We start from the raw sequence: 17,905 nt of genomic DNA on the forward strand, positions 1-17,905 counted from the left end.
GGTCGATACTTCAACTGGCAGCAATCCTTCGCCCGTTCATCCGTCGTTGGCCCGCATCGAGACGGCGGGCCGAGGTTGGATAAGGTACACAGAGTTTGGTTCCAGTGCTTGCCAAGCCCGTTTCGTCGCCACCAACTAAACTGAAAAAAATGCTCAACCAGAGTGTCAGGCCATGTGCGGACGACTGTCGCAATACCGCGGAATCCACGACTTCGTGGCGGTGCTGAGCATCCCCGACGCGCTGATCAACCGCGTCGGTAACGAACCCCTGGCGCACTACAACGCCGCACCCACCACGCCACTCGCCCTGCTGCATCTGGAGAATGAGCGGCTTCACGCCGACCTGGTGCGCTGGGGTTGGCGACCGCACTGGGCGACGGATCGCACGGAGCCGGTCAATGCCCGGGTCGAAAAAGTCGCCCACGGTCCGTACTTCCGGGCGATCTGGCCGCATCGCGCGATCTGCCCGATTGATAACTGGTTCGAATGGGTCGACGCCGGTGACGGTAACAAACAACCGTGGTTGATCCGACGACGGAACCGGGCGCCGGCTTTCTGTGCGGCGATCGGCCAGTACCCCATCGGCGGGGCCCCTCACAGGGAGCACGACGGTTTCGTCATCCTGACGGCCGACAGCGCCGGTGGCATGCTCGATGTGCATGACCGGCGACCGGTGGTGTTCTCTCCCGAACTGGCGCGGGAATGGCTGGACCCGGCCACGCCCAAGGAACGAGCCGAGGAAATGGCCTTATCCCAGGGCGAGGTCAGTAACGTATTCGAGTGGTACAAGGTCGACAAGGCCGTTGGCAATGTCAGGAACCAAGGCGCCGCGCTCATCAAAGAAATCCCATGAACCTGTCAATAACGACAAAGCCCCACTCAATGGCGTAATGCTGATTCTTTTTTGTAGGAGCGAGCTTGCTCGCGATGGTCGTTAACGATAACGCGTATTTACTGGCTAAACGCGGCGCTCTTGAGTCCATCGCGAGCAAGCTCGCTCCTACAGAGAATCAGCATTGCGTCATTGCGAGGGGCTTTGTCGTATTCGCGCGCCGGTCAGAACTTGCGGTCAGGCTCTGACAGCTCCTTACCGTCGTCAGGATGCTTCCAGTCCGGTACCGAACGCTTCTGCTGTTCAATCTCTTCTTCCGTGGGTTCGTCCTCGTCTTCTTCCGGGTCCGGTTGCTTGGGTTCATTGGCCATGTTCACCTCGCTTCCTGAAGGGATCGGTCATCAATTTCAAGTTTAGATCAGTTCCCTTGCCCCGCTCAAAACCACCAGCGCAACAAAAAGAAGAAGCCCATGCTCAACAGCATGCTGAGCAACGTATTGCGCGTGTAAAGCACCAGAGCGACCGCCACCAGTGAGCTGATCAGATAGGGATTGTCCCAGTGCAGGTTCAGCTGTTTTTCCGGCATGAACACAATCGGCCCACAGATCGCAGTCAACATGCCCGGCACGGCAAATCCGAGGAATTGCCGGGCGTTGCTGCTCAAGCGCACCGGCAGCCGCGGTTCCAGAAAAACATAGCGGTTGAGGAACACCAACACGCCCATCCCGACAATCACTGCCCAGACCATCATGTGCGTCCACCGTAGAATTTATTGCAGACAAACCCGGCGGTCATGCCCGCCAGCCCTGACAGTACCAGCGCCGAGCCCCATTGCCAGTAACTGGACAACACAGAGCAGAACAGCGACACCGCCACGCACACCACCGTCGGCACGTTGCGGACCACCGGGGTGATCAGGGCAATGAAGGTGGCCGCGATGGAGAAGTCCAGGCCCAGGTGTTCCAGGCCCGGAATGCTGCTGCCGAGCACAATCCCCGCCAGGGTGAACAGGTTCCAGGCGATGTAGAACGTCAGGCCCACGCCCAGGGCGTACCAGCGGTTGAACTGCTGTTTGTCGTGCCGGCTGGTCAAGGCGAACAGTTCATCGGTGAGCAAGAACCCCAGCCCTGCACGCCAGCGCCCCGGCAATGGCGAAATCACCGAGCGCATGCTCATCCCGTAGAGCAGATGCTGGGAGGTGAGCAGCAACGTGGTGAGCAAGATCGAAAAAATCCCGGCTCCCCCCTTGAGCATGCCAATGGCCACCAGTTGTGCGGCGCCGGCAAACACAATGCTCGACAAACCCTGGCCTTGCAGAGGCGTGAGGTTGGCTTCGATAGCCATGGAACCGGCCAGCAAGCCCCAGGGCGCGGTGGCCAGGGACAACGGCATGATCGCCGCAGCGCCGCGCAAAAAGGCACTGCGCGGCATGATTGAGTTGGACATAACGCTCTACAGACAGGGAAAGACCCCAGACTTTGCCAGCTGTCGCGGCCGAAGGCTTGAACAATCTTGCTCACTCATACGACAACGTGCCATTCATCGGCTACCCGCTTGATTCGCTAAAGTGGTAACAACATGATGGCGCTGCATTTTCATCGAGGCGGGCCCTTCATGAGTTCAGTCGAAACCGACAGCGACGTTTATAAAACCCTGCTTGAGTCGACCCGGGCGATTCCCTGGCGCATCGACTGGAAAACCATGACCTTCAGCTACATCGGGCCGCAGATCGAGCAATTGCTCGGCTGGAAACAGGACAGCTGGCTTTCGGTCAATGACTGGGTCGAGCGCATGCACCCGGATGATCGCAACTACGTAATGGACTTCTGCGTCTCGCAATCGCGCGCCGGTATCGATCACGAAGCCGACTATCGCGCACTCACCGAAAGCGGCGGGTACGTGTGGATCCGTGATGTGGTGCACGTGGTGCGCACGAACGGCGAAGTCGAGGCGCTGGTGGGTTTCATGTTCGACATCAGCGAGCGCAAGAAAACCGAAGAACACCTGATCCGCCTGCAAAAACAGCTCGAAGAGTATTCCTTCCAGGACGGCCTCACCGGCATCGCCAACCGGCGCATGTTCGACACCGTGCTGGAGCGCGAGTGGAACCACGCCCAGCGCACCGGTTTGCCATTGTCGGTGATCGTGCTGGATATCGATTACTTCAAGCAGTACAACGACCATTACGGCCACATCAAGGGCGATGAATGCCTGCGCCGCGTCGCGCAAACCCTGGCGCTGGCGGCCAATCGGCCACGGGATTTCATCGCGCGGATCGGTGGTGAAGAATTCGTCTGGCTACTCCCGGAAACCGATGCCGAATCCGCCCGGCTGGTGGCGCACAAATGCCTGCACCTGATTCGCCAGCAGCAGATTCCCCATGAATTCTCCGGGGTGTCGAACCTGCTGAGCGTCAGCCTCGGTGTCGGCACCACCGGCGTTTCAGTGCATGCGACGGCGCTGGAGTTCGTCGAACAGATCGATCTGTTGCTCTACAAGGCCAAGCACAATGGCCGGATGCGCGCCGAGTTCGCTGATTTTCGTGATTGACAAACGGCGCTCCGGGTTTTAAAACTGGGCGCCTCACTCAGGGTGTAAACAAGTATGTCCGCAACCTTCAACCTCAACACTTCCGTCATTGGCTTGATTGCCAAGGCGCAAGGTTGCGTTGCGCACGCCCTCAAATCGAAGAAACAGTCGCTCATGTGACCGGGGCGCGCTGTCCCGTCAGATGAGCTGACAGGACATTGAGCGCGACGGACCACCCTCCCCTTGCTTACTCTCCTTCCATGCCCCTGACGGTGACGAAATCGGTCAACCATCAGGAGAAAGTGCATGTCTGCGTTTCAAGGTATCTGGGTTCCACTGGTCACACCGTTCCACAACGGTGCCATCGATTTCGTCGGCTTGCGCCGGCTGGTCAGCCATCTGCTGGAAAAAGGCGTCGACGGCCTCATCGTTTGCGGCACCACCGGCGAACCGGCGGCAATGGGCAAACAGGAGCAACTGGCGGTGCTCGATGCGGTGCTGGAGCTGGTGCCGGCGCAGCGGGTGGTCATGGGCCTGGCCGGGAATAATCTGACCGAGTTGTTGCAGTTCCAGAGCGAGATCCTCAAGCGCCCGGTGGCTGGCCTGCTGGTGCCGGCGCCGTATTACATCCGCCCGTCCCAGGCCGGCCTCGAAGCGTTTTTCCGCACGGTCGCCGATGCCTCCAGCGTTCCGCTGATTCTCTACGACATCCCTTACCGGACCGGCGTGGCCTTCGAACAGGCGACCCTGCTCAACATCGTCACCCATGAGCGGATCGTCGCCATCAAGGATTGCGGCGGTAACTTTTCGAACACCCTCGCCTTGCTCAACAGCGGCCAGGTCGACGTGCTGTGCGGCGAAGACAACCAGATCTTCAACGCCCTGTGCCTGGGCGCCAAAGGCGCGATTGCCGCGTCGGCGCATGTCCATCCCGAACTGTTCGTGCAATTGCACCGGCAGATCCGCGACAACCAATTGGCGGACGGCCGCGCCACGTTTTTCCGGTTGCTGGCGCTGATCAACAGTCTGTTCCTGGAGCCCAACCCGGCCCCGGTGAAAACCGCGCTGGCCCTGCAAGGCTTGATCGGTGACGAACTGCGCGCACCGATGCAACGCAGCAGTGACTCGATGACCGAGCGTTTGAAAGGCGTGCTCAGCGCATTGGGCCGCGACAATCGATAGAGCGCCCGTCACCGGCCCGAGTACCATGGACCGATTCGTTCAGCCTTCAGGGGCACCGACATGCTGTACCGAATCGCCGCCGACGGGCTGATGCTGTTTCACTTGCTGTTCATTGTGTTTGTGTTATTCGGCGGGTTGCTGGTACTCAAATGGCGCCACCTGATCTGGTGGCATCCGCCCGCTGCGTTGTGGGGTATGGCGGTGGAATTCTTCCACTTGCCCTGCCCGCTGACCGACTGGGAAAACCACATGCGTCATGGGGCCGGGCAATCTGGCTATGGCGGTGGATTCATCGAGCATTACATTTGGCCGGTGATTTACCCGGCGGGGCTGACACCCGGTATTCAGCTGGGATTGGGCGCCGTGGTGTTGGTGATCAACGTGCTGGTTTATCTTCGAGTGATCCGGCAATGGGCCGCCTGAATCTTCAACAGCCAGACGGTCGCGCCCTGGGCGCGTGGCTGGTTCAGGGAACGGGACGGTTTGCCTGACGCCCGACGCTCAGTTGGCAATCACACTCATGTTCCGCCCACTGGCCTTGGCCACGTACAGCGCCTTGTCTGCCGCACCGATCAGGTCTTCGGGGCGGAGCTGGGAATCGGCATTGCTGGCACACACGCCGACGCTGACGGTCACGGTACCTTCCGGGCTGTCACTATGAGCAATGTCGGCCTGTAGCACCGCGCGGCGGATTTTCTCCGCCACCAGAAATGCCCCCACGTAGTCGGAGCCAGGCAGCACCACGGCGAACTCTTCGCCACCATAACGGGCGGCCAGGTCACCGGGGCGCTTGATGTTGTCCGTGATGATCGCGCTGACCTTGCGCAAACACTCATCACCGGCCAGGTGGCCGTAGCGGTCGTTGAACGGTTTGAAATGATCGACGTCGATCATCAACAGCGCCAACTCGGCCTGGCTGCGTCGGGCGCGCCCCATTTCGGCATCGATGAAAGCGTCGAGCTGGCGCCGGTTGGCCAGCCCCGTCAGCGCGTCCTTGAGGGCCAGGCCCTCGAGGTTGCGATTGACCTCCAGGAGCTTGTCCTGGGTGTCCAGCAACTCGACCTGCACCAGATTCTGTTGCTTCATCAGTTTGATAAGCCGCAACCCCAGTACCCCGAGAAAACTCAGCAACAGCGTGACGATGCAGACGCTGAGCAGCGTTTCCTTGCGCCAGCTGGCAAGCACTTCATCCTTGTTCAGCGCGGTAAACACGATCAGCGGATAGCCCTCGACCCGGCGGTACCCTATCACCCGCTCGACACCATCGACAATCGACCTGATCGTGGCCGTACCCGTGTCGCCCTTGGGCAACAACTGAGTGAACAATGGGCTCTTGGCGAGGCTGGAGCCGATATCCGTCTCCTTGAAGGGTCTGCGGATGACAATGCTGGCATTGTCGGCGATCAGGTTGATCACGCCATTACTGCCCAGGTCGATGCTGTCGTAGAGTTGCAGGAAATGGCTGAGGTAAATCGTCGCCAGCGCCACGCCGGCAAAGCTGCCATCGGGATGATTGACCCGGCGCGAAACCGTCATGATCCATTCACCGGTTGAACGGCTCTTGATCGACGGCCCGATGTGCGGCCCACGGCCGGGATTATCGCGATGGAAGATGAAGTATTCGCGGTCGGAATTGTTGACGCCGGTCTGGCCGGCGCCATTGGAGTTGGCGATCCACTGCCCTTTTTCGTCGTAAACGAACAGGCCGTGGAGCTGGCTCAACTCGCGGCGCTGGACGTTGAGCAGTTGTGGCAGCCGGGATTGATCCACACCTTCGTGCTCCAGCCGATCGACCAGGGTGAACAGCAGCGTGTCGGCCTGCTTGATCGTTGCCTGCGCTTGCGAGGCCAGTGTCTGTGCAAGGTTGGACATCGCCACTTCCTTGTCATGCAGCAGGTACTGGCGCGAACTCCAGACCTCCCAGATCACGATCGCCATCATCGACAGGCACACCGCCGCCAGCAGGATCACCGCCGAACGGAGTTTGAGTCGGGGCACGGCTGGCCGGAGCATTTCAATAGGATCGTTGATCGACGGATGTCGCATGGTGCTCCCTGATTGTCTCTGACAGGGCGACTCTTCCTGATCGCCGCTTTTGCTCACTATGCCTGCTACAGGCTCGCAATGATGTTAGCGCGTCCCCTGCTTTACCGCCTCCAGCCACGCCGGATCCAGGCGCGTCTGCCCGATATCGATGCCCAGCGCTTGCATCCGTTCCTTGTGCTGATCCATTTCGCGAATCAACTGGTCATGGTCGCTTGAATTACCATCGAGCTGATGCATCTGGTTCAACCCCAGATGGTAGAAACGCAACAGCTTCATGGCAACCGGATCACCGCGCTCACCGGCCGCCGTTACATGATGCATGACATTGGTGATGCTCATCAGGCTGCGCTTGAGCTGCCAACTGTAGACCGCCGGCGCCATCCATGCCTGGCGCCAGAACACTTTGTGCATCAGCGCCGCCATCGCCAGCACGGCCACAAACACGCCACCGACGTTGAAGCGCAGATTGTCGCCCCCCGGCGTGCCGAACAGAGCCACCGCCGCCGTGGATAGAATCATCGCCAGCGCCAGAAAGATCAGGGCAATGATGACCGTGCTGCGCCGCGTCTGTTGCCGGTAGGTGTCGGCGTTCATCGGCTGGATTTCGAACATTGCGTCGGGTTTCCTGAGCTTCAATGGTAAAAAGGGGTCTGAGGCAAAAAGACAGCGGGACATTATCGCCTCTGCGAAGGATTTAGCTATGCTGGGGCTACTTTTCATCTTTTCATCGTCAAGCGGGGGACATGGCGAGACCATGCAGTTCGTGCCATCTTCTTTCATGAATACACATTATTCGGATGCCATTCGTGGTTGCTGTGTGAATGACATCGTTTTAAGGATCATTGAATGACCCAACGCCAAGTTATCGACGCCTCCGTCAGCCCCAAAGGCAGCCTGGAAACGCTCTCGCAACGGGAAGTCCAGCAATTGAGCGAAGCCGGTTCCGGCAGTACCTACAACATCTTCCGCCAGTGCGCCCTGGCCATCCTCAACACTGGCGCCCATGTCGACAACGCCAAGACCATTCTTGAAGCCTATAAAGATTTTGAGATCCGCATTCACCAGCAGGACCGCGGCGTACGCCTGGAACTGCTGAACGCTCCGGCCGACGCCTTCGTTGACGGCGAAATGATCGCCAGCACCCGGGAAATGCTGTTCAGCGCCCTGCGTGACATCGTCTACACCGAAAACGAACTCGACAGCCAACGCATCGACCTGAGCAGCTCCCAGGGCATCAGCGACTACGTGTTCCACCTGTTGCGCAACGCCCGCACCCTGCGTCCCGGCGTCGAGCCGAAGATCGTGGTGTGCTGGGGCGGGCACTCGATCAACACCGAAGAATACAAATACACCAAGAAAGTCGGCCACGAACTGGGCCTGCGTAGCCTGGATGTCTGCACCGGGTGCGGCCCCGGCGTGATGAAAGGCCCGATGAAAGGCGCGACCATCGCCCACGCCAAACAGCGCATCCACGGCGGCCGCTACCTGGGCCTTACCGAACCCGGAATCATCGCCGCCGAAGCGCCGAACCCGATCGTCAACGAACTGGTGATCCTGCCGGACATCGAAAAACGCCTGGAAGCCTTCGTCCGCGTCGGCCACGGCATCATCATCTTCCCGGGCGGCGCCGGGACGGCCGAAGAGTTCCTGTACCTGCTGGGCATCCTGATGCACCCGGACAATGCAGGCCTGCCTTTCCCGGTCATCCTCACCGGGCCGAAACATGCCGCGCCGTACCTGGAACAACTGGACGCGTTCGTCGGTGCCACCCTGGGCGACGCCGCCAAGCAGCACTACCAGATCATCATCGATGACCCGGCCGAAGTGGCGCGCCAGATGACCCAGGGCCTCAAAGCGGTCAAGCAGTTCCGTCGCGAGCGCAACGATGCGTTTCACTTCAACTGGCTGTTGAAAATCGACGAAGGCTTCCAGCGCCCGTTCGACCCGACCCACGAAAACATGGCCAACCTGAAGCTGAGCCTCGACCTGCCGTCCCACGAACTGGCGGCCAACCTGCGCCGCGCGTTCTCCGGCATCGTCGCCGGCAACGTCAAGGACAAGGGCATCCGCCTGATCGAAGAGCACGGGCCGTACCAGATCCGTGGCGACGCGGCGATCATGCACCCGCTGGACCTGCTGCTCAAAGCCTTCGTCGCCCAGCACCGCATGAAACTGCCGGGTGGGGCGGCGTATGTGCCGTGTTATCGGGTGGTGGCGTAGCCCTTTCGGTGTAACGACACCGATGTGAGCTTTACCGTCGCGAACCGCAGCGAACGCTGCGGTTCGTGGCACTCTGTTGGCTGGCAGGCCGCCTTCGCAGGCAAGCCCGCTCCTACAGTGGATCAGCGTATGTCTGTGCATGCAGGTCGAAGCGAAGCCGACCGGTGGGCAATGCCCCCGGATGAATACCGCAGCGAAGGAACGCCGAGCCTCAGCGAGGGGCCGTACATAAGGGCGTGAAGGTCACCCTCCTAGGAAACATCCAAAGCCAAAGACATGAACTCACCGATCCGCGACCGCAACCACCGCTCCGCCGGATCATTGTCATGCACCCCGCTCCAGGCCATCGACAACTGCGCCGCCTCAATCTCGAACGGCGGGTCCTCAGCGCGCAAGCCACAGCCCTCGACCAACGCACAGGCCGCATAATCCGGCACGGTGGCAATCATCTCGGTCCCCGCGAGCAACGCCCGCAACCCACTGAACTGCGGCACCCCCAGCACCACTCGACGACTACGCCCGACCTTCGCCAGATCCAGGTCGATATTGCCGCTCAAGTCCCCCGAGAACGACACCATCGCATGGGGCCGCTCGCAGTACTCGTCCAGGGTCAGCGTCCCGGGCCGGGTGTCGCCGCGCAGCACTTTGCAGGGAATATCGCGCAGCTTCTTGCGCTTGGCATTGGCCGGCAGATCCGTGGTGTAACTCACACCCACCGAGATTTCCCCCGAGGCCAACAGCGCCGGCATCAACAGGTAATTGGCCCGCCGCACGACCACGACGATGCCCGGTGCTTCCTCTTGCAACTGACGCAGCAACGGTGGAAACAAACCGAACTCGGCATCGTCCGAAAGACCGATGCGGAACACATCGCAACTGGTCGCCGGATCGAACTCCCTGGCCCGGCTGACCGCGCCGGAAATGGTGTCCATCGCCGGCTGCAACTCCTTGAGAATCGCCAGCGCACGCGCCGTCGGTTCCATGCCGCGACCGTTGCGCAACAGCAACGGGTCGTCGAACAGATCGCGCAAACGCCCCAACGCGGCGCTCACCGCCGGCTGACCCATGAACAGTTTTTCGGCGACGCGGGTCAGGTTCTTTTCGAACATCAGGGCTTCGAAAATCACCAGCAGGTTCATGTCGACGCGACGCAGATCGTTACGGTTCATAGGCTCGGGTTCCTTGTATGGTCGGCCAGGCGCGAGAGCTGCCGACTTTACTCGATCAACGGCACGTTCGCCGCTCGTTTGTACGGCCCGTACTCCACCGGCACCCACTGGAAATGCTTGTCTTCGGCGGTAATGTGACCAATGCCGGGGAATGGCAGGTGCGCCGCCGTCACCCAGGTCTTGCTGGCGGCAGCGGCACTGAACACCAGGTTGCGGCTTTTGATCGCACGCTGGCTGTCGACGTCGAAACTGATCGATACCTCTGGGTGCAGGAATTGCACAGCCAGGTTGTGCACCAGGTCGCCCATGAACAGGATGCTTTGCCCTTGCGAGGTGAAACGGTACGTGGTGCTGCCCGGCGTGTGCCCTTCTTCCAGTTGCGCCTCGACCACGCCCGGCAGCGGTGACTGGCCGGGGGTGAAGGTCTTGAATCGGCCGGCGGCCACGTAAGGTGCGGTGGAATCCTGGGCGATCTTGAAGTAGCCCTTGGCCGCTTCCGGCGCCTTGGCCAACGCCTGCGGGTCAAGCCAGTAGTCGGCTTCGGCCTTGGCCGCGTACACCGTGGCGTTGGCGAACACCGGTTGCTGCTGGCCGTCCACCAGACCGCAGACGTGATCCAGGTGCAGGTGAGTGATCAGGATGGCGTCCACCTGCTCCGGTTTGTAGCCGGCCGCTTGCAGGTTGGCCGGGAGCTGGCCGGCGGTAGGGCCGATGCACTGCCCTGCCCCGGTATCAATCAGGACAAGCTGTTTACCGGTGTTGACCAGAAAGGCGTTGAAGGCAGTCTGCACACCCGGGGTTTCAATCGAACGACGGGCCAACAGTGCGCGGATCTGGCTCTGGCTCATGCCTTGTAACAGCTTCGGCGACAGGTCGTTATAGCCGTCGAACAGCGCCGTCACTTCGTAATCCCCCAACGCCAGGCGGAAGTAACCGGGTACTTGCGTGCCAACCTGCGCCGGCGCCTGGGCCAGTGTGTTGGCCGATATCAAAACCAGGCCGATGGCGCCCAGCGTTCCCTGCCATGTCCGTTTCATCTGTTCACCTTTTCAAACCAACCGACGGTCCGTTGTGGCCCGCTCCATATTGCGCATCTTGTGCCCATCGACGGCGCCCGCACTTGCAACGATGTGCTGTATTCACAGCCTCGGGCATGGAATTAACAACGTTTAACTCGTCAGCCACAGCGGGCGCCGCCAACAATGAAGCCCTCAGCGCAGAACTGTTTTTCCAGAGTAATGGTGCTGATCGCTCAAACCGGGCGCCAGCGCTTTTCCTCCCCGACCGGACAATGGCCATGGCTTACCCACAGCACACCACCGCCCGCGCACCTGCCAGCGAACCACGCAAGACCCACACCGGCGGCCTCAGCCCGCAACGCGAACGGCTGGTCAAACAACTGATCCTCGAGCGTCTGGGCGACAGCCTGGAAGTCAGCGAACTGGCACAGGCCTGCGCCCTCTCGCGCAGTCACTTCTCCCGCGCGTTCAAGTGCAGCACCGGCCTCTCGCCCCAGGACTGGATCCGCCAGCAGCGCATTGCCCTGGCCAAGCAATTGATCCGGTACACCGACATGAGCCTTACGCAGATCAGCCTTGAATGCGGCTTCTGCGATCAGGCGCACTTCAGCCACATCTTCACCCGCAGCGAAGGCATCAATCCGTTTGCGTGGCGCTGTCAGTTTGTCCGCGGCACCGCCCTCAACGGCAAAAGATCGCTGCCTTCGCCAACTCCTACGGGCATGCACGCAACCCTGTAGGAGCTGGCGAAGCCTGCGATCTTTTGATCCGGCTTTTTAACCTTTCAAGAACGCCAGCAGGTCCGCGTTGAGCTGGTCCTTATGGGTGTCCGTCAAACCGTGAGGGGCGCCCGGGTAAATCTTCAGGGTCGAGCCCTTCACCAGCCTGGCGGAGGAGACGCCCGCCGCTTCGTAGGGCACGACCTGATCCGCGTCGCCATGCACCACCAGGGTCGGCACGTCGAACTTCTTCAAGTCTTCGGTGAAGTCGGTTTCCGAGAACGCCTTGATGCAGTCATAGGCGTTCTTGTGGCCGGCCATCATGCCCTGCATCCAGAACCAGTCGATCATGCCCTGGGACGGTTTCGCGCCGGGTTTGTTGAAGCCGAAGAACGGGCCGCTGGCGAGGTCGATGTACAGCTGCGAACGGTCGGCCAGCGAGGCCTGGCGAATACCGTCGAACACCTCCAGCGGCAGGCCGCCGGGGTTGGCTTCGGTCTTGAGCATCTGCGGCGGCACAGCGGATATCAGCCCGGCCTTGGCCACGCGGCCGGTGCCGTGGCGACCGATGTAACGCGCCACCTCGCCACCACCGGTGGAGAAACCGAACAGCACGGCGTTTTGCAGATCCAGCAGCTCGATCAACTGCGCCAGATCGTCGGCGTAATGGTCCATGTCATTGCCCGACCACGGCTGGCTGGAACGCCCATGACCGCGACGGTCGTGGGCGATGACCCGGTAGCCCTTTGAAGCCAGGAAGATCATCTGCGACTCCCAACTGTCGGCGTTCAATGGCCAGCCGTGGCTGAAGACAATCGGCTGACCGGTGCCCCAGTCCTTGTAGTAAATCTCGACGCCGTCGCGGGTAGTGAAGGTGCTCATGGGTAATGCCTCCTTAACGAGGGTTGGGGGTGTGAATCAAACCGGTAGCGGGTTCATGCGATCCGCCAGGCGCGCCACACGCTCGCCCAGGTGCGCGGCGGTGCAGCGATCTTCGGGCGGAGGGGCATCGTCGGGGGATTGTTCGACATTCGACTGGGCCATGGCGCCCAGTGAGCTGCCCAGGCGATTGAGTTGGCCGTTGAACGCGCCGGTGCTGGAACGCGCCGGCAGCAGGTCGAGGCCGACCCAGATCATCGAGTGCTGGGCGGCGAACACGGCCATTTGCAACAAGGTGCTGAGTTTGTCGCCGCACAGGCAGCCGGAATTGGTGAAACCGGCTGCCAGTTTGTCGCGCCAGGGCTGGGCCAGGTAGAACGCCGCCGTGGCCTCCATGAAGCCCTTGAAGGCCGCCGAGGCGCTGCCCATGTAGGTCGGCGCGCCAAAGATGATGGCGTCGGCGTTGTGCAGCCGCTCCCAGTGCTCGTCCACCTCCTGGACCGGAATCAACTGGCAGGTGCTGCCCAGGTGCCGTTCCACGCCTCCGGCCACGGCTTCGGCCATGACCCGGGTGTGCCCGTAGCCACTGTGATAGACCACCACCACGTTGCTCATTACTCTGTCCTTTGTGGGAGCGAGCCTGCTCGCGAAAGCGCTGTGTCAGTCACCGCATAGGCTGAATGTGACACCGCCTTCGCGAGCAGGCTCGCTCCCACATTGAGCTGCTCGCGGCTGACTGACATTTCATCCCTGCTTTCAGTGGAAGTTGAAGAAGGAGAGTTTTGGCGCAGACCGGACGCGCGACGAGTTAAACGTTGTTAAATTTCCATGGCGCGCAAAAAGCCCCGGCAGCTGCTGTCCGTCTGTCGCGCCCAATGATCACGGGGCCGACAGCCATTGGCCGATACGCTAGAGTCAATGCCTGCCCCTTCAGTCACCCGGGTGGCGCATTGCGCTGAGTAAAAAACCTGAGGAATATGCTCGAAAACCGCGTATTAGACGGATGCAGCAGGAGCGACTCGTTGACCCTTTCCCCCGAACAGGCTGTGCATTTCGGCCCCTACCGGGTCTACCCCGGACAACGCCTGGTGATGGAGGCCGACCAGCCCTTGCGCCTGGGCCGGCGCGCCATGGACATCCTGTTGATCCTGCTGGAACACGCCGGCAACGTGGTCAGCAAGCAGCAGCTGATCGCCCGGGTCTGGCCCAGCAGCGTGGTCGAAGACATCAACCTGCGGGTGCACATGGCCGCGTTGCGCAAGGCGCTTGGCGACGGTCAGGCCGGCCAGCGCTACATCGTCACCGTGGCCCAGCGCGGGTACAGTTTCGTCGCACCGCATTCACTGGAACAGGCCGAGCAAGCGCCGGGGCCCGCACGTACCGCGTCGAGCCGGCATAACCTGCCGGTGCGCCGCACGCGCATGATTGGCCGGCAGGCCCTGGTCGACAACCTGATGGAGCAACTGCCCCGCCAGCGCTTCATCACCCTCCTCGGCCCCGGCGGCATCGGCAAGACCACCGTAGCCCTGCGGGTCGCCGAACAAATGATCGGTCGCTACCGGGACGGCATACACCTGCTGGACCTGGCCCCGATCAACTGCCCGCTGATGATTGACGGTCATCTGGCGACGCTACTCGGACTGGCCCTGCACGACGACACCCCCCTGAGCGGACTTGCAGACTCTCTGCGCGATCGCCACATGCTGCTGATCATCGACAACTGCGAACACTTGGTCGACGCCATTGCCCAGCTCAGCGAAGACATTCTGCGCAGTGCGCCGCACGTGCACATCCTCGCCACCAGCCGCGAGAGCCTGCGGGCCGAAGGGGAATTCGTCCAGCGCCTGGAGTCACTCGACTGCCCGCCGCCCATCGCCGTCCTCGACCGCGCCCAGGCCATGACCTTTTCCGCCCTGCAACTGTTTGTCGAGCGGGCCATGGCCAGTCAGGACAGCTTTGAACTGACTGATGATGAACTGCCGCTGCTGATAGACATTTGCCATCGACTGGACGGCATACCGCTGGCCATCGAACTTGCAGCGGCGCAAGTGGGTAACTTCGGATTGCACGGCTTGCTGGCACAGTTGCAAAGCAGCTTCCGGTTGCTGAACCAGTCCTGCCATACGCCCCTGGCACGCCATCAGACCCTGCGTGCAACATTGGACTGGAGCTTCGAACTGCTCACTGCCTGCGAAAAGACCTGCCTGCGCCGACTGAGTGTGTTTTGCGCTGGCTTCACCCTGGAGTCGGCAGCGGCAGTGATCGTCGGCGAACACATGGAACCGCGCGAGGTGTTCGGCTCAATCACACAACTGGTCGCCAAGTCGTTACTGAACGTGGAAGTGGGCGACGAAGACGTGTACTACCGTCTGCTCGACACCACCCGCGGCTACGCCCTGGAAAAGCTTGCGCAAACCGCCGACCTGCCCGGCACGCGGGAACGCCATGCCGAGCGCTGCCTGGTGCTGATGCAACAGGCGCAGGACGACTGGGAGAAAACGTCGACCGGCCTGTGGATCGAGCGCTATGGCCGGGCTCTGGAGGACATCCGTGCAACCCTCGATTGGGGTTTGCACGCTCAAGGGCCGCAGGCACTGGCGATACGCCTGGCCGCGAAGTCCACTCCCCTGTGGCAGGAGTTGTCACTGCTCAAGGAACACGGCGGTTATGTGCGCAAGGCCCTGGCCTTGCTCGAGCAGTCACCCGAGCCTTGCCCGCGCTTGAAAATGGCCCTCATGCTGGCCCTGGGCAGCGCCTGTTATCACACGCAGGGGGGTACCGACGAAACCGTCGGCGCTTTCGTCAGCGCCCACAGCCTGGCCCGACAGTGCAACGATGTGGCTGGCCAGTTACTGGCGATTTCCGGTCACGTGGCGGTCAATCTCTGTTGCGGTCATTACCGGATGGCCCAGGAGCAGAGCCGGCAATTCGATCGACTGGGGCTGCAGGACGACGCCCTGATGTCCCTGAGCATGCATCGATTGCGGGTACTGGCCCTGCACTTCTGCGGCGACCAGCATCAGGCTCGGGAGCATGCCGAACAGGTGCTGCAACGCATGGCCCACAGCGGTCATCTCAACCGTTTCACCCATGCTTTCGGCGTGCAATACGACCAGAGCGTTGCGGCGCTGACCATCCACGCGCGCATCCTCTGGCTGCAAGGCCAACCGGAGCAGGCCTGGCGCGCAGCCCGGCAGGCACTGGACATCGCCTTGCAGATCAACCACGGCACATCGATCTGCTACACCCTGGCGCTCTCCGGCTGCCTGATCGCTTACTACAACGGCGACACCCGCAGCGCCCGCGAACTCCTGCGCCTGCTGCTGGAACAGGCGCAGAAACACTCGGTTCTGCTGTTCTACAACTGGGCGCAACACTACGCGCAGGTGATCGGCGGCACCGATGTTCAGCCGACCGGCCGCCAAAGCGTCGGTTTGATCAAAGACATCATGGTCACGCTGGATTCGACATACGTCGACGATGGTTTGCTCGAACGCGCGCAAAACGGTGTGTCGGGCTGGAGCACCGCAGAAATTCTGCGGGCCAGGGCCAAGACGTTGCTGGCAACGGATTGCCCGGTCAACGCCGCGACGGCCGAAACCGTGCTGCTCAAGGCACTTAACGTGGCAAAGGCCCAGGGTGCCCTGGCCTGGGAGCTGCGCAGCGCCACCTCGCTGGCGCAACTGTGGCAGCGTCAAGGCCACCGCCAAAGGGCGTATGACCTGCTGGCACCGATCTACGAGCGCTTCACCGAAGGTTTTGCCACGCCTGACCTGATGACGGTTCGCCGGCTACTCGACGAGTTGCAATGCCACCTGTCGGCCTGAAGACCAGCACGTTTGACTGATGTAAGCCGCATAACGCATTTCAAGGGTTCGCAATTGACCACTGAGTTCGAGTTTTTCCAGTGCGTAGGTGCGGGTGGTGTTGAGGAAGCGGTAACGGGTCACACCGCCGCCCTGCTCCTGGGACAGCAATGACTTGAGAGCGAGGTTCTCCATCACCTTGATCAGCTCGGCCACCGGCAGCACGTCGCAGTTGATCACGCCAATCGCTGCGTCCTGGGTAAACGCCATTTTGAACACCGCCAGACGCTGCAACACGGTTTGCTCCACGGCAGTCAACCGTTCGTAGCTCCAGTCCAGAGCGGCTTTGAGGGTCTGATGTCGGGGAACGGCTGTACGGCGGCCCTGAGTCAGCAGCTGAAAACAGTTGTCGAGTTGCGCTTGCAACCCCACCAGCGCCAACGCATCGATGTGCGCCGCGGCCAGTTCAATCGCCAGCGGCAGGCCGTCGAGGCGTCGGCAGATATCCCGTACGGTCCTGAGGTCTTGTTCGCGCAGGTTGAACCCGTGCAGACGAGCCCGGGCACGGCTGACGAACAACTGCACCGCCGAATAGCCCATGACCTCGGCGACGCTGCGCAGCCCTGATGCCGGCGGCACGGCCAGCGGTGGCAGACGCAATACGGTTTCGCCAGACGCCTTGAGTGGCTCACGGCTGGTGGCGAGGATCGACAGCCGGGGCATCGAGTGCAACAGTGTCTCGATCAACGTCTGGCAGCGTTCGAGCAGGTGCTCGCAGTTGTCCAGAACCAACAGGGCGTGCCGTTGCGACAGCGCCTCCAACGTGGTGCCGACCTTCAGTTCAAGAGTTCGTGTGAGGTGATCGGTCACTTGCGCCGGGTCATCGATCGTCGCCAGGTCCACCAGCCACACGCCATGCCGATAGTGCTGCAGTAACAGTTCGGCCACGCGCAGCGCCACGGTGGTCTTGCCGATCCCGCAAGGCCCGACCAGGGTCATGAATCGGCGCACCGGCAACTGCCGCACCAGGCTGCCGACAACCGCATCGCGCCCGGTAATCGGCGTGAGCCGCGCCGGCAGGTTGTGCAGGAGCTTTTGTACGGTCCCGCTCGGGAACGCTACAGGCTCTGGCGAATGCTGCACCGGGGCGACAAAACTGTAGCCGCGCTGGGGAATGTTGACGATGTAGCACTGGCCGTTCTGCCCATCGCCCAGGGCACGACGCAGGGCGGCAATGTGCACCCGCAGGTTGATCTCTTCGACCACGGAGCGCGGCCAGACCTGCGCAATCAACTCTTCCTTGCTGACCACTGAACCTGCGTGCTCGACCAGCACCTGCAACACGTCAAGAGCGCGGCCGCCCAGGCGCAGCGGTCGATCGCCCTCCAGCACCAGTCGCTGACTGAGGTGGAAAGCGTAGGGTCCGAATTGCAGCACCGCTTCGCTGTTTATATCTCTGAGGCTGTTCATGGGCAGTCACCCGCTGGAAACCTGGCTTCCAGCC

General features: G+C 61.5%; 17 protein-coding genes. 7 read left to right on the plus strand and 10 right to left on the minus strand.

Annotation, left to right across the window (positions count from 1 at the left end; translation table 11 throughout):
• Positions 1–172: 172 nt before the first annotated feature.
• Entirely contained in the window at positions 173–853 is a 681-nt protein-coding gene (locus tag ACM6IK_RS11780; RefSeq protein ID WP_414874453.1) for an SOS response-associated peptidase family protein, read from the plus strand.
• Positions 854–1,056: 203 nt separating this feature from the next.
• On the opposite strand, the gene ACM6IK_RS11785 is transcribed toward ACM6IK_RS11780, so the two are convergent.
• The 3 genes from ACM6IK_RS11785 to ACM6IK_RS11795 all read right to left on the minus strand — a co-directional run bounded on the left by ACM6IK_RS11785 (position 1,057) and on the right by ACM6IK_RS11795 (position 2,278).
• Positions 1,057–1,203: a hypothetical protein gene (locus tag ACM6IK_RS11785; RefSeq protein WP_167362858.1), complete on the minus strand. Its 147-nt coding sequence runs from the start codon at positions 1,201–1,203 to the stop codon at positions 1,057–1,059.
• 65 nt (positions 1,204–1,268) lie between these two features.
• Positions 1,269–1,580 (minus strand): AzlD domain-containing protein, encoded by a 312-nt coding sequence (locus tag ACM6IK_RS11790; RefSeq protein WP_177413237.1) that lies wholly within the window; start codon positions 1,578–1,580, stop codon positions 1,269–1,271.
• Complete coding sequence (locus ACM6IK_RS11795; RefSeq protein ID WP_414874454.1) at positions 1,580–2,278, minus strand: AzlC family ABC transporter permease; 699 nt, start codon at positions 2,276–2,278, stop codon at positions 1,580–1,582. The genes ACM6IK_RS11790 and ACM6IK_RS11795 overlap by 1 nt, the downstream gene beginning before the upstream one ends.
• A 168-nt stretch (positions 2,279–2,446) precedes the next feature.
• On the opposite strand from ACM6IK_RS11795, the gene ACM6IK_RS11800 reads away from it, so the two are divergent.
• The 3 genes from ACM6IK_RS11800 (at position 2,447) to ACM6IK_RS11810 (ending at position 4,966) form a co-directional block, all read left to right on the plus strand.
• Positions 2,447–3,382: a diguanylate cyclase domain-containing protein gene (locus tag ACM6IK_RS11800; RefSeq protein ID WP_414874455.1), complete on the plus strand. Its 936-nt coding sequence runs from the start codon at positions 2,447–2,449 to the stop codon at positions 3,380–3,382.
• A gap of 285 nt (positions 3,383–3,667) precedes the next feature.
• Positions 3,668–4,543, plus strand: coding sequence for a 4-hydroxy-tetrahydrodipicolinate synthase (gene dapA / locus ACM6IK_RS11805; RefSeq protein WP_414874456.1), 876 nt, complete (start codon positions 3,668–3,670; stop codon positions 4,541–4,543).
• A 60-nt stretch (positions 4,544–4,603) separates the two neighbouring features.
• Positions 4,604–4,966, plus strand: a complete 363-nt coding sequence (locus tag ACM6IK_RS11810; protein ID WP_414874457.1) for a DUF2784 domain-containing protein — start codon at positions 4,604–4,606, stop codon at positions 4,964–4,966.
• Positions 4,967–5,044: 78 nt separating this feature from the next.
• Here ACM6IK_RS11810 and ACM6IK_RS11815 read toward each other — a convergent pair whose 3' ends face one another.
• Together ACM6IK_RS11815 and ACM6IK_RS11820 are read right to left on the minus strand one after the other, a co-directional pair.
• Positions 5,045–6,589 (minus strand): diguanylate cyclase, encoded by a 1,545-nt coding sequence (locus ACM6IK_RS11815; protein WP_414874458.1) that lies wholly within the window; start codon positions 6,587–6,589, stop codon positions 5,045–5,047.
• A gap of 84 nt (positions 6,590–6,673) precedes the next feature.
• Complete coding sequence (locus tag ACM6IK_RS11820; protein WP_414874459.1) at positions 6,674–7,201, minus strand: DUF3087 domain-containing protein; 528 nt, start codon at positions 7,199–7,201, stop codon at positions 6,674–6,676.
• A 234-nt stretch (positions 7,202–7,435) separates the two neighbouring features.
• Here ACM6IK_RS11820 and ppnN point away from each other — a divergent pair, with 234 nt between their 5' ends.
• The gene (gene ppnN, locus ACM6IK_RS11825; protein WP_414874460.1) at positions 7,436–8,809 is read left to right on the plus strand and encodes a nucleotide 5'-monophosphate nucleosidase PpnN; all 1,374 of its coding nucleotides are present in this window, start codon (positions 7,436–7,438) and stop codon (positions 8,807–8,809) included.
• 251 nt (positions 8,810–9,060) lie between these two features.
• On the opposite strand, the gene ACM6IK_RS11830 is transcribed toward ppnN, so the two are convergent.
• Both ACM6IK_RS11830 and ACM6IK_RS11835 read right to left on the minus strand, forming a co-directional pair.
• On the minus strand, positions 9,061–9,978 hold the full coding sequence (locus ACM6IK_RS11830) for a LysR family transcriptional regulator (RefSeq protein WP_108219672.1): 918 nt from the start codon (positions 9,976–9,978) through the stop codon (positions 9,061–9,063).
• 47 nt (positions 9,979–10,025) lie between these two features.
• A complete protein-coding gene (locus ACM6IK_RS11835) occupies positions 10,026–11,015 on the minus strand; it encodes an MBL fold metallo-hydrolase (RefSeq protein WP_414874461.1) in 990 nt (329 codons plus the stop codon).
• A gap of 260 nt (positions 11,016–11,275) precedes the next feature.
• On the opposite strand from ACM6IK_RS11835, the gene ACM6IK_RS11840 reads away from it, so the two are divergent.
• On the plus strand, positions 11,276–11,737 hold the full coding sequence (locus ACM6IK_RS11840) for a helix-turn-helix domain-containing protein (RefSeq protein WP_414874462.1): 462 nt from the start codon (positions 11,276–11,278) through the stop codon (positions 11,735–11,737).
• Positions 11,738–11,773: 36 nt separating this feature from the next.
• Here the strand turns inward: ACM6IK_RS11840 and ACM6IK_RS11845 are convergent, their stop codons facing one another.
• Together ACM6IK_RS11845 and ACM6IK_RS11850 are read right to left on the minus strand one after the other, a co-directional pair.
• On the minus strand, positions 11,774–12,598 hold the full coding sequence (locus ACM6IK_RS11845) for an alpha/beta fold hydrolase (RefSeq protein WP_218432101.1): 825 nt from the start codon (positions 12,596–12,598) through the stop codon (positions 11,774–11,776).
• 36 nt (positions 12,599–12,634) lie between these two features.
• Entirely contained in the window at positions 12,635–13,210 is a 576-nt protein-coding gene (locus tag ACM6IK_RS11850) for a flavodoxin family protein (RefSeq protein WP_414874463.1), read from the minus strand.
• Between the two features lie 407 nt (positions 13,211–13,617).
• Between ACM6IK_RS11850 and ACM6IK_RS11855 the strand changes: the two genes are divergently transcribed.
• Positions 13,618–16,422, plus strand: coding sequence for an ATP-binding protein (locus ACM6IK_RS11855; RefSeq protein ID WP_414874464.1), 2,805 nt, complete (start codon positions 13,618–13,620; stop codon positions 16,420–16,422).
• Here the strand turns inward: ACM6IK_RS11855 and ACM6IK_RS11860 are convergent.
• Positions 16,387–17,871 carry an ATP-binding protein gene (locus ACM6IK_RS11860; protein ID WP_414874465.1) on the minus strand — a complete coding sequence of 495 codons (1,485 nt, stop codon included), beginning with the start codon at positions 17,869–17,871 and terminating at the stop codon, positions 16,387–16,389. The two genes, ACM6IK_RS11855 and ACM6IK_RS11860, sit on opposite strands and share 36 nt — an antisense overlap.
• Positions 17,872–17,905 lie beyond the last annotated feature (34 nt).

It is taken from the genome of Pseudomonas sp. IT-196MI5, assembly GCF_949767415.1.
Classification (GTDB): Bacteria; Pseudomonadota; Gammaproteobacteria; order Pseudomonadales; family Pseudomonadaceae; genus Aquipseudomonas.

Coding starts and splice junctions, on each gene's coding strand:
- ACM6IK_RS11780 (WP_414874453.1), top strand. CDS start 173: ATGTGCGGACGACTGTCGCAATACCGCGGAATCCACGACTTCGTGGCG.
- ACM6IK_RS11785 (WP_167362858.1), bottom strand. CDS start 1,203: ATGGCCAATGAACCCAAGCAACCGGACCCGGAAGAAGACGAGGACGAA.
- ACM6IK_RS11790 (WP_177413237.1), bottom strand. CDS start 1,580: ATGGTCTGGGCAGTGATTGTCGGGATGGGCGTGTTGGTGTTCCTCAAC.
- ACM6IK_RS11795 (WP_414874454.1), bottom strand. CDS start 2,278: ATGTCCAACTCAATCATGCCGCGCAGTGCCTTTTTGCGCGGCGCTGCG.
- ACM6IK_RS11800 (WP_414874455.1), top strand. CDS start 2,447: ATGAGTTCAGTCGAAACCGACAGCGACGTTTATAAAACCCTGCTTGAG.
- dapA (WP_414874456.1), top strand. CDS start 3,668: ATGTCTGCGTTTCAAGGTATCTGGGTTCCACTGGTCACACCGTTCCAC.
- ACM6IK_RS11810 (WP_414874457.1), top strand. CDS start 4,604: ATGCTGTACCGAATCGCCGCCGACGGGCTGATGCTGTTTCACTTGCTG.
- ACM6IK_RS11815 (WP_414874458.1), bottom strand. CDS start 6,589: ATGCGACATCCGTCGATCAACGATCCTATTGAAATGCTCCGGCCAGCC.
- ACM6IK_RS11820 (WP_414874459.1), bottom strand. CDS start 7,201: ATGTTCGAAATCCAGCCGATGAACGCCGACACCTACCGGCAACAGACG.
- ppnN (WP_414874460.1), top strand. CDS start 7,436: ATGACCCAACGCCAAGTTATCGACGCCTCCGTCAGCCCCAAAGGCAGC.
- ACM6IK_RS11830 (WP_108219672.1), bottom strand. CDS start 9,978: ATGAACCGTAACGATCTGCGTCGCGTCGACATGAACCTGCTGGTGATT.
- ACM6IK_RS11835 (WP_414874461.1), bottom strand. CDS start 11,015: ATGAAACGGACATGGCAGGGAACGCTGGGCGCCATCGGCCTGGTTTTG.
- ACM6IK_RS11840 (WP_414874462.1), top strand. CDS start 11,276: ATGGCTTACCCACAGCACACCACCGCCCGCGCACCTGCCAGCGAACCA.
- ACM6IK_RS11845 (WP_218432101.1), bottom strand. CDS start 12,598: ATGAGCACCTTCACTACCCGCGACGGCGTCGAGATTTACTACAAGGAC.
- ACM6IK_RS11850 (WP_414874463.1), bottom strand. CDS start 13,210: ATGAGCAACGTGGTGGTGGTCTATCACAGTGGCTACGGGCACACCCGG.
- ACM6IK_RS11860 (WP_414874465.1), bottom strand. CDS start 17,871: ATGAACAGCCTCAGAGATATAAACAGCGAAGCGGTGCTGCAATTCGGA.